The organism is Rhodoferax sp. RT5P35, assembly GCF_056521385.1.
Window position 1 is genome coordinate 1 of sequence record NZ_JBWMAX010000015.1, and the last position, 13,226, is coordinate 13,226.

The 13,226-nt window shown below is 63.0% G+C and carries 10 protein-coding genes and 1 riboswitch; all 10 genes read right to left on the minus strand.

Translation table 11 applies throughout. The annotated features are described in order from the left end of the window. Positions 1–696: 696 nt before the first annotated feature. The 10 genes from metF to AC097L_RS19940 all read right to left on the minus strand — a co-directional run bounded on the left by metF (position 697) and on the right by AC097L_RS19940 (position 13,069). Positions 697–1,536 (minus strand): methylenetetrahydrofolate reductase [NAD(P)H], encoded by an 840-nt coding sequence (gene metF / locus AC097L_RS19895; protein ID WP_479588454.1) that lies wholly within the window; start codon positions 1,534–1,536, stop codon positions 697–699. Between the two features lie 3 nt (positions 1,537–1,539). Then, positions 1,540–2,547 (minus strand): TlyA family RNA methyltransferase, encoded by a 1,008-nt coding sequence (locus AC097L_RS19900; protein ID WP_479588455.1) that lies wholly within the window; start codon positions 2,545–2,547, stop codon positions 1,540–1,542. 169 nt (positions 2,548–2,716) lie between these two features. Continuing rightward, complete coding sequence (gene ahcY / locus AC097L_RS19905) at positions 2,717–4,156, minus strand: adenosylhomocysteinase (protein WP_479588456.1); 1,440 nt, start codon at positions 4,154–4,156, stop codon at positions 2,717–2,719. Between the two features lie 88 nt (positions 4,157–4,244). Beyond that, positions 4,245–4,340: riboswitch (S-adenosyl-L-homocysteine riboswitch) on the minus strand. Between the two features lie 85 nt (positions 4,341–4,425). Next, positions 4,426–5,715 (minus strand): PepSY-associated TM helix domain-containing protein, encoded by a 1,290-nt coding sequence (locus tag AC097L_RS19910; protein WP_479588457.1) that lies wholly within the window; start codon positions 5,713–5,715, stop codon positions 4,426–4,428. Positions 5,716–5,728: 13 nt separating this feature from the next. Further along, a complete protein-coding gene (locus tag AC097L_RS19915) occupies positions 5,729–8,173 on the minus strand; it encodes a TonB-dependent siderophore receptor (RefSeq protein WP_479588458.1) in 2,445 nt (814 codons plus the stop codon). 88 nt (positions 8,174–8,261) lie between these two features. Continuing rightward, on the minus strand, positions 8,262–9,245 hold the full coding sequence (locus AC097L_RS19920) for a FecR family protein (RefSeq protein ID WP_479588459.1): 984 nt from the start codon (positions 9,243–9,245) through the stop codon (positions 8,262–8,264). Then, positions 9,242–9,781, minus strand: a complete 540-nt coding sequence (locus AC097L_RS19925) for a sigma factor (protein WP_479588460.1) — start codon at positions 9,779–9,781, stop codon at positions 9,242–9,244. Before AC097L_RS19925 ends, AC097L_RS19920 begins: the two co-directional genes overlap by 4 nt. 257 nt (positions 9,782–10,038) lie before the next feature. Further along, the gene (locus tag AC097L_RS19930; protein WP_479588461.1) at positions 10,039–11,367 is read right to left on the minus strand and encodes a TRAP transporter large permease; all 1,329 of its coding nucleotides are present in this window, start codon (positions 11,365–11,367) and stop codon (positions 10,039–10,041) included. 18 nt (positions 11,368–11,385) lie between these two features. Beyond that, entirely contained in the window at positions 11,386–11,991 is a 606-nt protein-coding gene (locus tag AC097L_RS19935) for a TRAP transporter small permease (RefSeq protein WP_479588462.1), read from the minus strand. A gap of 58 nt (positions 11,992–12,049) precedes the next feature. Further along, positions 12,050–13,069, minus strand: a complete 1,020-nt coding sequence (locus AC097L_RS19940) for a TRAP transporter substrate-binding protein (RefSeq protein ID WP_479588463.1) — start codon at positions 13,067–13,069, stop codon at positions 12,050–12,052. Positions 13,070–13,226: the final 157 nt, after the last annotated feature.

Genomic DNA, 13,226 nt, shown 5'->3' on the forward strand with positions numbered 1-13,226 from the left:
AAGGGGGGCATGGCACATCTCCTTCAGGGCCAGGGAATATTCCCCAGCCAGAAGGCTTACCCTCAACGCCCTTCGTCGCAAGTCACACGCAAACAAAAACGCGGTGGCGGCCTGTGAGGACCTGCCACCGCGTCAGCGGTTTAGTTCAACGTGATGTACACCGCAAAACCTGCGGTTTAATTCGGCTACTGAGGTTTAAATCATCCATTGAAATCTCCTGGAAGTGGCTTGCAGGCTGGGTATTTGCAAAATAAGTGATTGTTTATACAGGTATAAAAATTCCGCTAAACCCCGCAGCCAAACAACGGCCAAGTATGCAGCGAGGCGATGCTTTGAAAACCTCCACGCTACGGCATTAGTCCATCAAAAGGTGGATAAGGGAAATGCTCTATTTTTTATAGCTATAACCGCATATGGAATAAGCGCCAGGGACACTTTTCTCTTGAAATTTTGCCGATGCCACCCGCAGTTGGGCTGAACCACCAGGGTACCGGGTTGACTTTGACCGTCCGTCACGGGCAACCGCCGGGAGGGGTCAGAGCCCAAATGCGGGTTACGACTGTTCTTTTACCGTCGTGATCGTGCGCGCAATTGGGATCTGACCCCACCCGGCTACGGCTGTTCCCGCACCGCCACGGTCAGCCGCGCAGTCGGAATCTGACTGCACCAGGCTGCTCCCGCCAAGCTGCGTTCAGCTTATGAATCCAACCCCAACCGCTTGCAAATCTCCAGCGTCGCCACACTCTGGTTCATGGTGTAGAAATGCAGGCTGGGTGCGCCACCGGCTATCAGGCGTTCGCACAGGTCGGTGACCACTTCCAGGCCGAAGGCCTTGATGCTGGCGGTGTCGTCGCCGTAGCCTTGCAGGCGCAGGCGGACCCAGCGGGGGATTTCGGCGCCGCAGGCATCGCTGAAGCGCATGAGCTGCGACGAGCTGGCGATGGGCATGATGCCGGGGACCACCGGGATGGTCACGCCCAGTTTGCGGGCATCGTCCACCAAACGGAAATACGCGTCGGAGTTGTAGAAGTACTGGGTCATGGCCGAGTTGGCCCCGGCGTGGACTTTGATGGCGAAGGCGTTCAAGTCGGCATCGGCCGACTTGGCCTGGGGATGCACCTCGGGGTAGCAGGCCACCTCGATATGGAAAGCGTCGCCGGTCTCGGCGCGGATAAAGGCCACCAGGTCGCTGGCGTAGTGGAATTCACCGCCAGCGCCGTAGCCGCTGGGCAGGTCGCCGCGCAGAGCTACCAGGCGCTTCACACCCATGCCTTGCAATGTGGCGAGCTGTGTCCGCACAGTGGCCTTGGTGGCACCCACGCACGAGAAGTGGCTGGCGGCAGACACGCCCTCGGCCAGGATCTCGGCCACGGTGCCAAAGGTGCCTTCTTGGGTGGAACCACCGGCACCGAAGGTGACCGAGCAGAACTCGGGTTTCAGCGCATACAGGGCCTGGCGCACGGTGCGCAGCTTGGCCGCGCCTTCAGGCGTTTTGGGAGGAAAAAACTCCAGACTCAGGGGAATATTCTTGGCCATGGCTCATGCCACCTTTTTTGCATAAATGAAGAATTCACGGTTGCCGTCGCCGCCTTCGAGCACGCTGTCAAACCAGTCCAGCACTTCCAGCTCCACCTCGGCGCAGCATTGGCGCAGGCGCGCCTCCACCACGGCGTACAGGGCGGGGTCGCGCACGATGCCGCCCTTGCCGACCTGGCCGGGCTGCAGTTCAAACTGGGGCTTGACAAGCATCAGCAGATGGCCTTCGGGCGGTAGCAGGGGCACCAGCGCGGGCAGGATGTGGGTGAGCGAGATGAAGGACACATCGCCCGTGACCAGGTCGAACTCGGGCGTGGTGTCCACCCCGTCCAGCCCGGCCTTGCGGCGGTGGCGCTTGGGGGCGGCATCGGCGGTGGGTTCAGCCTCCAGCGGTCGCGCATTGACTTTGCCGGTGGCCTGGGCGATGTGCGCCTCGATCTCGGCATCGTCTGCGTCGTCGCTGTCGTCGTAGTCGGTAACTTCGCCGCCGCCGCGCATCCAGCCGTAGGGGGCCTCGGGCTCGGGGTCGTCTACGGTGGGCGGCACCCAGTGCTCAGACAAGACCAACTCGCAGGCCTCTTGCAGCGATTCGGGGGTGAGGGAGCGGGCGTTCAGCCCCTCCACGCACAGCACCCGGGCATCGACGCGCAGCTTGGGGTGCAGCTGGGCATGCCCCACGTCCACACCCGTAACCTGGGCCACGCCCGCCTGCAGCAGGCAGTCGGTAAAGCCACCGGTGCTTTGGCCCACGTCCAGTACATACAGCCCCGTCACGTCCAGGCCGGTGTGCTTGAGCGCGGCTTCCAGCTTGAGCCCGCCGCGCGAAACGTAGCGCGCCTCGGCATCGTTGAGCAGCTCCAACTGCGCGTCTTCGGGGATGTCGTCCTTGTTCTTGACCACGTCGCGCCATTTGATGCCGTCAAACCAGCGCATCCCCCCGGTGATGAGGCGCACGGCCTGGGAGCGGGATGCGGCCATGCCGCGTTCTACTAACAATTGGTCTGCACGCATAATTTTTGGCCCTCCCCCAGGCTTGCCCACTGCCCCGAACTCGGCTTGTAAAGCCGAGAGCGCATGTGGCCGCCAACCCCCTACCGGGGGCGAACCCTATGGTCTGGCAAAGCCAGTCCCATGGGTTCCTGGAATGGAGAGCGCTGCTTTCTTTCAGTGGTTATTGCTATTAGTAGCGGTAAGCGTCGGCTTTGTACGGGCCGGCTTTGCTCACGCCGATGTACGCGGCTTGCTCGTCGGTCAGCTCGGTCAGCATCGCGCCGACCTTCTTCAGGTGCAGGCGGGCGACTTTTTCGTCCAGGTGCTTGGGCAGCACGTAGACCTTGCCGTTTTCGTACGCGTCCTTCTTAGTGAACAGCTCGATCTGGGCGATGGTCTGGTTGGCGAAGCTGGCCGACATCACAAAGCTGGGGTGGCCGGTGCCGCAACCCAAGTTGACCAAACGGCCCTTGGCCAGCAAGATGATTTTCTTACCGCTGGGGAAAGTGATGTGATCGACTTGCGGCTTGATTTCTTCCCACTGGTACTGCTCGATCGCCGCAACTTCGATTTCGTTGTCGAAGTGGCCGATGTTGCAAACGATGGCCTGGTCTTTCATACGCAGCATGTGGTCGTGGGTGATGACGCTCTTGTTGCCGGTGGTGGTGACGAAGATGTCGGCGTGTTCGCAGGCGTAGTCCATGGTGACCACGCGGTAGCCTTCCATGGCGGCTTGCAGGGCGTTGATGGGGTCGATCTCGGTGACCCACACTTGCGCCGATAGCGCGCGCAGGGCCTGGGCCGAGCCCTTGCCCACGTCGCCGTAGCCGGCAACGACTGCGACTTTGCCTGCAATCATCACGTCGGTGGCGCGCTTGATGCCGTCCACCAGGGATTCGCGGCAGCCGTACAGATTGTCGAACTTGCTCTTGGTGACGGAGTCGTTGACGTTGATGGCACGGAACAGCAGCGTGCCCTTGGCCGACATTTCGTTCAGGCGGTGGACGCCAGTGGTGGTTTCTTCGGTCACACCGATGATTTCAGCGGCCTTGCGGGCGTACCAGGTAGGGTCCACGGCCAGCTTGGCCTTGATGGCAGCGTACAGCAGCGTTTCTTCTTCGCTGGTGGGGTTGGCGATCAACGAAGCGTCTTTTGCGGCGCGCTGGCCCAGGTGCATCAGCAGCGTGGCATCGCCGCCGTCGTCCAGAATCATGTTCGGGCCTTCGCCAGGGGTGCCCTTGGCACCGAAGTCAAAGATGGCGTGGGTGTAGTCCCAGTAGTCTTTCAGCGACTCGCCCTTGATGGCGAACACCGGCGTACCGGCCGCAGCGATGGCGGCGGCGGCGTGGTCTTGCGTGGAGAAGATGTTGCACGAAGCCCAGCGCACTTGCGCACCCAGGGCCTGCAGGGTTTCGATCAGCACGGCGGTCTGGATCGTCATGTGCAGCGAGCCGGTGATGCGCGCGCCTTTGAGCGGCTGGGCCGCAGCGAATTCTTCGCGGATGGCCATCAGGCCGGGCATTTCGGTTTCGGCAATGCGGATTTCGCGCTGGCCCCAGCCTGCCAGGGACAGGTCGGCAATGGCTTGGTCAGGGGTCGATACGGGGACAGATTTGAGGACTGCATTCATGGAGGGCTCCAAAACAGGTTGGTACATGTTGGTAGGGCCACTGCGCAGACGGCGAACCGGGACTCACCCGAATCTCAGCCTAGCAGGCAGTGGGTGAGCGCGGTTATCAATTGATAGATAGTTTCCGAGCCTCACACCCGTGCCGGTTGTTACCAGGCCAGGGGTTGCAGCGCTCCTCGGAGAGTTCAGATTATACGAAGGACGCAGTACGGCTTGCAAATACTATTTATTTGATAGCGGTTAGCGCACGTTCTGTATTCGCTAACGCCCTATTTCTTATAAATTTTAATAGCCATGAGCGCATCCTGGGCAGACAGGGAAGATGGGTTGGCCGATCTAACGGCAGACTGGCTGCGCGACTTGCGCTTCTTCCACCAGATCACTACGCCGGTGACGCTGAGCATGGCCACCACCAGGCCCATCAGCGAGATCAAGATCCGCCCCGGCAGGCCCAGAATGCGGCCTGAGTGCAGCGGGAATTGCGCCTGCACAAAAATGTCGGCGGCCGTGCCCTTCCAGGGCTCGCGGGTGCCCAGCATGCGCCCGTCCCCGCCGTCCAGGTAGAGCGTGCGCGGGCCGACACCGCCAGAGCCGTGCGCGTCTTCGGGCTCAAAAAACTGTACGCCGTAAATGCCGAAATTGCGGGCGTAAAAAACCGAACCAACGGGCTCGCTCCAGCCGCGCTGCGCGGCCTCGGCGCGGGCGGCATCCAGCACCTGGGCGTAGCCGCGCTGCGGCAGGATGGGCCGGTTCTCTTCGGTTGGGGTGCGCACATCGAAGGGCGATGGCGTGACGTTGGACACCAGCGACATCACCGGAAAAAACACCTCGCGGTACAGGTTCAGCGAGAACGCCGTGAAGGCCACCACGAACAACAGCCCCCAGGTCCACAGGCTGCTCGCGCGGTGCAGGTCAAAATTCAGCTTGTACGACCCGCCGCGCCAGCGCACCCGCCAGGCCGGCATCCAGCGCTGCCAGCCGCTCTTGCGCGGCGCGCCCGACCCGGCCGGGCGCACCGGCAGCGTCAGGTAGAAACCAGTGAAGCAGTCCACTGTCCAGACCAGCGCCACCACGCCCATCAGCCACACGCCCCAGCGGTCTATGCCCCATATCTCCGGCATGTGCAGGCTGTAGTGCAGCACGTACAAAAAGGAGATGAAATTTTCTTCGCGGATGGGCCAGACCGCGCCCCATTCGCGCCGCCCCAGTTCCTCGCCAGACACCGGGTCCACAAACACCTGGTTGAAGCCCGGCTTGAGCAGCTCGCCGCTGGCCGGATCGACCCGGCCCTCGACACCAAAGGCCAGCGAATGGCCGGGCTCGGCGGCCAGCGGAACAAAGCTGACCTGCACGCTAGGGTGCCGGGCTTCGATCTGCTGCGCCAGCTCCAGCACCGGCAGCGCCGGGCCTTCGGCGCGCGCGTCCAAAAGATGCGGATTCAGCCACCCGTCGAGTTCGTGGTCCCAGGAAATCACCGCGCCGGTGACGCCGGAGATGAACAGGAAACCGGCGATGAAAAGGCCCACCCAGCGGTGGACCAGGACAAGTAGCAAACGCATGTGTCAGGCCTTGTCAGAAGTCGAACCGCGCGCTCAGGCTGAGGCTGCGCGGATCGGCGGGTTTGGTCCAGTTGGCGTACTGGTATTCCCAGAAGCGCGCATTGGTAACGTTGTTGATACCGGCGCGCAGCGTGGTGGCATAGCCGCCCAGGTTCAGGCTGTAGCTGGCACCGAGGTTGTAGACGGTGTGCGCACCGACCTGCACGCTGTTGGCGGCATTCAGCAGCACACTGCCGGTGAACTTGGCATCGGCCGACAGCTCCAGCCCGGTGGCCTGCGGCATCTGGTAGCGCACGCGGGCCGTGGCCATCGACTTGGGCGCACCCGCGACGCGGTTGCCGATGTTGGCATTGCCCTTGTTGTACGCGGTGTTGAGCAGCATCAGGTTGCCAGACAGCTGCCACTGCGCGCCGACGCGCGTGGCCGCGCCGAGTTCCAGGCCCTGGTAGCGCGAGGCACCGTCCTGCACCAGCACATTGCTGCTGTTGGCGTACTCGCTGGGCCGCTCGATGCGGAACAGCGCCGCCGTGGCGTTCCAGCGCTGCTGCTCGGATTTGACGCCGATCTCGTACTGCTTGCTGGTCAGCGGGTCGAGCAGCCGATTCGCATTCGCATAGGTACTGCCAACGGTCTTGCCCGGCTCCAGCGATTGCATGTAGCTGGTGTAGACCATGGTATTGGCGGCGGGCCGGAACATCAGCGCCACGGTGGGGGTGGTCACGCTGTCGGAGTAGTTGCTTTGCAGGCTGCCGTCGACGTTGTAGTCGTTCTGCGCGTAGCGGGTGTGGCGCAGACCGCCGAGCACCGACCAGCGCTCCGACAGCTTGACCGTATCGCTGGCAAAGACAGCTTTCTGCGTGATGTCGCCAGCGCGGTACAGGTTCAGGTTGCCCTGGCTGGTGTAGCTGCGGGTATTGGGCGCAAAGATATTGCCCGGGCCGAGGGTGATCCAGGCACCGTTGGCGCTGTAGTCGTTCAACTGCTTTTGCCAAGCGGTGCCCAACACCAGTTGGTGCTCCAAGCCACCGGCCATGGCCCGGCCTTCCAGCATCGCCTGCCACTGGTCAAAGCGGTGGCCTTCGCGCGAGTCCGATCGGTTCTCGTTGTAGTTACCGGCAGCATCTTGCAGGTACAGGATGCTCTCGTTGCGGCTGCGCTGCGAGGTGCTGTAGCTGTAATGGGTGCTGGCCGTCCAGTCGGGCGAGATGCGGTACTTCAGCCCGGTGGAGGTAAACAAAAATGCGGTGTCAAGAAACTGCCCGCCGCTGAGCAGGCTCTGGCTGTCGCCCGGCACCGTGCCCGGCAGACTGCCGCCGACCAGTTGCCCGGCAGAGATGGAAGGCCCCTGCCCTTCGGTCTTGCGCTTCTGGTGCAGCGCGTCGAAGTTCCAGGTCAGGTCCGAGGTCAGCCGCGCGTCCAGCGCCAGCGACACCGACTGCCGGTCCACCGTGCCGTCGTTGAAGGTCTTGCCGTTTTCATTCACCACGTTCAGGCGGTAGCCAAACCTTTTGTCTTCGCCAAAACGCCCCCCAAGATCGACGCTCTGGCTCCAGATGCTGTTCGACTTGTAGCCCAGCTCGATGCTGCGCAGCGGCTCGTCCGTGGGCTGCTTGGTGACGTAGTTGATGAGTCCGCCCGGCGAGCCAAAGCCGTACAGAAAACCCGACGCACCTTTGAACAACTCGATCTGCTCAAAGTGCTCGTACGGCAGCGTGATGGCATAGCTCAGAAACGGCTTGCCATCGATGCGGTAGGCGTTCTGCCAGTCCAGGTCCAGGCCGCGCACCGTCACGTAAGTGGCCCAGCTGCTGTAGGCACCGCTGTTGTCGGTGACCGAGGCGTCGAGGGCGAACACATCGCCCAGCTTGCTGATCTGGCGCTGCTGCAACTCTTCGCGCGTTACCACCGTGGTCGACAGCGGAGTTTCCAGCTGCGTGCGCGTGCCCAGGGCTCCGCCGCCCAGCTTGGCCTGCAGGCCCGGTGCGGCGTCGGCAGTCGCGCTGGCGGTGACGGTCACGGCCGGCAACACCGCCGCTCCTGGGGTGGAAGGTACTGGGGTCAAAGGGCTGGCCGGTGGCTCGCCCGGTGCGCTGGCCGCACGCACGGTGTAGGACTTGTCGCCGGTTTTGCCCGCCTCCAGGCCGCTGCCCACCAGCAGCGCCGCCAGTGCCTGCTCGGGGGTGTAATGCCCATTCAAGGCCGCGGCTTGCTTGCCGCGCACCAGGTTTGCATCCACGCCGACCAGGATGCCGGTGCTGGCCGCCAGCGCCGTCAATGCGCGGTCCAGCGGCTGGGCGCTTTGCTGCAACAGCAGGCGGGTGCCGGGTTGGGCGGTCTGGGTCTGGGCCTGGGCGGCTGCGAACGGCAGTGCCAGGGCCGTGACCAGCGCCGTGTTCAACACCGACAGGCGCAGCTTACAAGCCAGCATGGGCGGGGTACGAAAAAGGGTTTTGGGCATGCGCTACTTTCAAAGGGTGGAATAAAAACAAAAGGTCTTCATTTCCCATGACAAGCGGCGCGGCATTTCGGGTAGGGCGGGCGGGCATTTATTTTTGCTGCCGGACCAGGGCCAGGTAGTCGGTGTAAAAAGTGACCTGGATCGGCAAGGCCTGGACCAGCAGGGCCAGCGCCTCGCGCGGCTGGGCCACCGGCAGTACGCCGGTGAAGCGCAGCGTCTGCGAGGCCGGGGCATCCACGTCCAGCACGCCAGGCCGGTAGCGGGCTAGCTCGGCCAGCACCTCGGGCAGGGGCGCGTCGTAGAACACCAGAATGCCCTGGGCCCAGCCGATGGCCATTGGGCCTGCACCATCCGGCAGCGGCAGCACCCGTTGCGCATCGAACCTGGCAGATTGGCCCGCGCTGAGCGGCATGGCCTGGGCGGGCGCTTGGGCCGGCGTGATCTGCACGGTGGATTCGGTAACCGTCACACGGCTGTCGGCGGCATCCTGGCGAACGGCGTAGCGGGTGCCCATCGCGCGCACCGTGCCGTCGCGGCCCTGCACCTCGAACGGTCGGCCATCTTTGGCCACCTGCACCAGCACTTCGCCCTGGCGCAACCGCAGAACGCGGCGCTGGGCGCTGTAGTCGATGTCCACCGCACTGAGGGTGTTGAGGGTGATGCGGCTGCCGTCGTCCAGGGTGAAGCTGCGCACCTCGCCCGCAGCGGTGTGCTGGTCGGCTCCGTACCGGGCCAGCAGGCTGGCACCGGTGCCAGTTTGCAAGCCCGCCCAAGCGACCACCGCAACCATGGCCAGGCCCGCCAGGCCCAGCACCGCGTTGCGCATCCGATCTTGGGCTGGGGATACCGCAGCGAAATCCGCACAGGCAGCTTCCAGCGCCTCGGGGGTGGCAGCGTGCCACAGGCGGGCGATTTCGGCGTACACGGTGGCATGGTCTGGATGCGCTGCACACCACTGGGCGTGCGCGCGCACCCGCGCTGCGTCTGGCGGGCCAGGCTCGGCCAGCGCGACCACCCATTCGGCAGCTTGCAGGCGGATCTGCTGTAGCGGGTATGCGGCGCTGTCGCTCACTGCCGGATCCCGGTCTGCGCCGGGCAGGCATGCCGGGCATGGCAATGGGCCAGCACCATGGCCAGGTACTGCTTGACCCGGGTTTCGGACACGCCCAGGCGCTGGGCGATGGTGCTGTAGCTTTCGCCATGCAGGCGGGCCCACACAAAGGCGGTGCAGGGCTTTTCTCCCACCTCGTGCACCAGCAGCGCGACGATCTGGCCCAGCGCCTGCTGGGCGGCCGCCGCGTCTTCGGCGCTGGCGTGCAGCTTGCCTTCGGCCAGGATGGCCAGGGTGCGCAAGCTGTCGTCCTCTACCCGCTGGCGGTGGTAGCGGTTGATGAGCAGGCGGCTGGCCAGCACCACCAGGTAGGCACGGGGTTCACGCAGCGCAGGCTGGGTGGGCAGCTCCAGCAGCCGCACAAAAGTGTCATGGCTCAGGTCCGCCGCGTTCTGGGCGCAGCCCAGCTTGCGCCACAGCCAGCCGCGCAGCCAACCGTGGTGGTCGCCGTAGAGGCTTTCGGCACTGGGAAGGGACGCGGGGCGCAGGGGGGTCACGGGTGACAAGAGGCCCCGACAACGGCGCCAATCTAAATAAGAATTACTCTTATTATCCATGAAGCAGGCCGCCGCTTACCCAATACTATGCATTTGATAGCTAGTAGTGCAGGCGGAATATGCGCTAGACCCTGTTTTCCCTTATAAAACAACGGTGGGACCGAAAAAAAAACCATCCCGCGGGGGATGGCTTGGGGCGGCCCGGCGGCCCGCAGGGGGCTGAGCCGGGCACACAAGGTAGCTTGGCAAGGGCTGGGCTAGGTCACCATGCCCAGCAGGCGGGGCAGCCACAGGGTCAGACTGGGCCAGAAGGTCACCACCAGCAAGAAGCCGATCATGGTTTTCAGCCAGGGCCAAACGGCAATGGTCAGCTCGCTGATACCCATTTTGGTGATGCCCGATGCCACATACAGGTTCAGGCCGACGGGTGGGTGGCACAAGCCGACCTCCATGTTGACGGCCATCAAAATGCCGAAGTGCACCGGGTGGATGCCCATTTTGACGGCCACCGGGAACAGGATGGGGGCCATGATCAGCACGATGGCAGCCGGGTCCATAAAGTTGCCAGCGGCCAGCAAAATCACATTCACCAGCAGCAAGAAAGCCACCAGGCCGAAGCCCTGGGCGCTCATCCACGCGGCCATGGCCTGTGGAATCTGCTCAGAGGTCATCAAAAACGAGAACAGCACCGCGTTGGTGATGATGTACAGCAGCATGGAGCTCATGGCTGCGGCACTGCGCAGCGACTTGGGCACGTCGCGCAGCTTCAGGTCTTTGTAGACAAACACCGAGATAAAGAACGCATACACCGCCGCCATGGCGGCCGCCTCGGTAGGGGTGAATTTGCCGCTGTAGATGCCGCCAATCACCACCACGATCAGCAGCAGGCCCCACATGCTGTCGCGGAAGGCCTGGTAGCGCTCACGCCAGGTGGCCTTGGGCATGCGCGGATAGTCCAGCTTCTTGGCACGCCACCAGGTGGTCACGCCCAGCAAAAAGGACAGGCACAGACCGGGCACGATACCGGCCAGGAACAGCTGGCCCACCGAGGCCGAGCTGACGGCTTCGCCATTCGGGCCGACACCGTTCATGCCGGCGGTGGCGATGGAGTAGATCACCAGGTTGATCGACGGGGGGAACAAGATACCCAAGGCACCCGAGGTGGCAATCACGCCCGCCCCGAATTGCTTGGGATAGCCCTGCTTGACCATGGCGGGCAGCATGATGGAGCCCACCGCCACCACGGTGGCCACCGACGAGCCGGAGATGGCTGCAAACAGGGCACAGGCCAGCACACCGGCCAGGCCCATGCCGCCGTACCAGTGGCCGATCATGGAGGTGCAGAAGTTGATCATCCGTTTGGCCACGCCTCCGTGCGTCAGAAAGTTGCCCGCCAAGATGAAGAACGGAATCGCCATGATTTCGAACTTCTCGATGCCGGTAAACAGCTTCAAGGCGACCGAGGCCACGGGCACGTCGGTCAGCGTGAACAGAAAGGTCAGCACCGTCAGGCCCAGCGCGATCGAAATCGGCATGCCTGTAATCATCAACAGTACAAGCAGGGAAAAAATGATAAGGGTATTCATAAACAGTCTCCGGCGGCTTTAACGTGATGGCCCATGGGCTTCTTCGCCAACACCGGCCACGGTATGTGCGGCATGGGGCACTTCACCGGTCTGCCAGAACTGCCAAGCCACTTGCAGAAAGCGAAAGCACATCAGCGACGAACCCAGCGGCACGCAGGAATAGGCGATCCAGGTAGGGATTTCCATGTCGGGCGAGGTCGGGCCTTCAGGCACATCGCCCAACTCCAGGCCCAGCGTATGGAACAGCGCGTAGTGGAAGCCGTTGTCCCACACGAAATGTGCGCCCAGCGTGGCCACCACGCCGGTAAACAGCGCACCCGCCAGCAAACCAAACAATACGAGCCATTTGGCTTTTTCGGGTGGCAACAGGCGCACCAGCACGTCCACGCCCACATGGGTGCCGTTGCGCACACCGTAGGCCGCGCCGAATTTGGCCATCCACACAAACATGTAGATGCACAGCTCTTGCGCCCAGCTCACGTCCATGCGCACGGCATAGTCTTGGATGTAGGGCACGCCGCTCAAAAAGCGGTGCACCACCGCCATGAAGATGACCAGGGTGGCGGCACCGATCAGGAAGGTGATGAGCCACTCTTCCAGGTGGTTAAGGATTCGATTGAACATGAAAGCTCCAAAAATGAAACAGCCACGACCTGCGTGGCTGTTCCAGGGCCAGGATGGATTACTTGGGGGCAGTGAAGCCGGAGGCTTTGTAGGCGGCTTCGATGGTGGCTTTGCCCACGCGGGATTCCATTTCCTTGTGCACCGGCATCAGTGCTTTTTTCCACTCGTTTAGTTCGGCCGGGGTCGGCGTGTAAACGGTGGTTTTGCCGCTGGCCTTGATTTTGTCCAGGGCGACGGCGTTTTCGGTGGCGGCAATTGCATTGGCGTAGGTGGTGGCATCCTTGACCGCGCCTTCGAGCGTGGTGCGGATGTCGGGGGGCAAGCCGTCCCAGAACTTCTTGTTGACGATCACCGCATAGGCCAGGTGGCCGTGGTTGGAGATAGTGATGTGCTTTTGCACCTCATAGGTTTTTTGGGTGTAGAAGTTGGACGGCACGCCTTCGGTGCCATCCACCACGCCCGACTGCAGCGCCTGGTACAGCTCGCTGAAGGCCATCACCTGTGGGATCGCGCCCAGGGCACGCATCTGCGCGTCCAGCACCTTGGAGCTCTGGATGCGCATCTTCATGCCCTTGAAATCAGCCACGGTGTGCAGCGGCTTGTTGGCGCTCATGATGTGGAAACCGTTGTCCCAGTAGGCCAGGCCGTGGATGCCCTTGGGCTCCAGTTTCTTGAACAGCTCGGCACCCAGCGGGCCTTCGGTGATAGCCCGAAACGCCGCGTCGTCCTTGAACAAAAACGGCAGGTCAAACACCTCGAATTCTTTCGCGCCCAGCGGGCCGAACTTGGCCAGCGACGGCGCCAGCATCTGCACCGAACCGAGTTGCAGCGCCTCCAGCTCTTCCTTGTCTTTGTAGAGCTGGCTGTTGGGGTATAGCTCGACCTTTACCTTGCCCTGGGTGCGTTCTTCGGCCAGTTCCTTGAAGCGCTGTGCGCCCTTGCCCTTGGGGGTGTCGGGGGCGACCACGTGGCTGAACTTGATGACGATGGGAGCCTGCGCGAAAGCGGCGGTGGCGGCACACAGGGTGGCGGCGGCGATAACGGCCTGGACCAGGGTACGGCGGGCTAATGGGTGCATGGGGATGTCTCCAGAGGGGAATATTGCTATGAAACGCAGTGTGTTCTGCGGGCCACCGCGCGGGTAGTGTGGACTTCCACATTTATCACCCTGCAGCGGGTTGAATTACGGGTTTTCCCTGGGTTTGCAGGCCCTGCAAAAAAGGGCAAACGCTAGA

Bases quoted from the DNA above. Each gene is read 5' to 3' on its own strand.
- AC097L_RS19940 (WP_479588463.1), bottom strand. From the start codon at position 13,069: ATGCACCCATTAGCCCGCCGTACCCTGGTCCAGGCCGTTATCGCCGCC.
- AC097L_RS19930 (WP_479588461.1), bottom strand. From the start codon at position 11,367: ATGAATACCCTTATCATTTTTTCCCTGCTTGTACTGTTGATGATTACA.
- AC097L_RS19900 (WP_479588455.1), bottom strand. From the start codon at position 2,547: ATGCGTGCAGACCAATTGTTAGTAGAACGCGGCATGGCCGCATCCCGC.
- AC097L_RS19915 (WP_479588458.1), bottom strand. From the start codon at position 8,173: ATGCCCAAAACCCTTTTTCGTACCCCGCCCATGCTGGCTTGTAAGCTG.
- AC097L_RS19910 (WP_479588457.1), bottom strand. From the start codon at position 5,715: ATGCGTTTGCTACTTGTCCTGGTCCACCGCTGGGTGGGCCTTTTCATC.
- AC097L_RS19935 (WP_479588462.1), bottom strand. From the start codon at position 11,991: ATGTTCAATCGAATCCTTAACCACCTGGAAGAGTGGCTCATCACCTTC.
- metF (WP_479588454.1), bottom strand. From the start codon at position 1,536: ATGGCCAAGAATATTCCCCTGAGTCTGGAGTTTTTTCCTCCCAAAACG.
- ahcY (WP_479588456.1), bottom strand. From the start codon at position 4,156: ATGAATGCAGTCCTCAAATCTGTCCCCGTATCGACCCCTGACCAAGCC.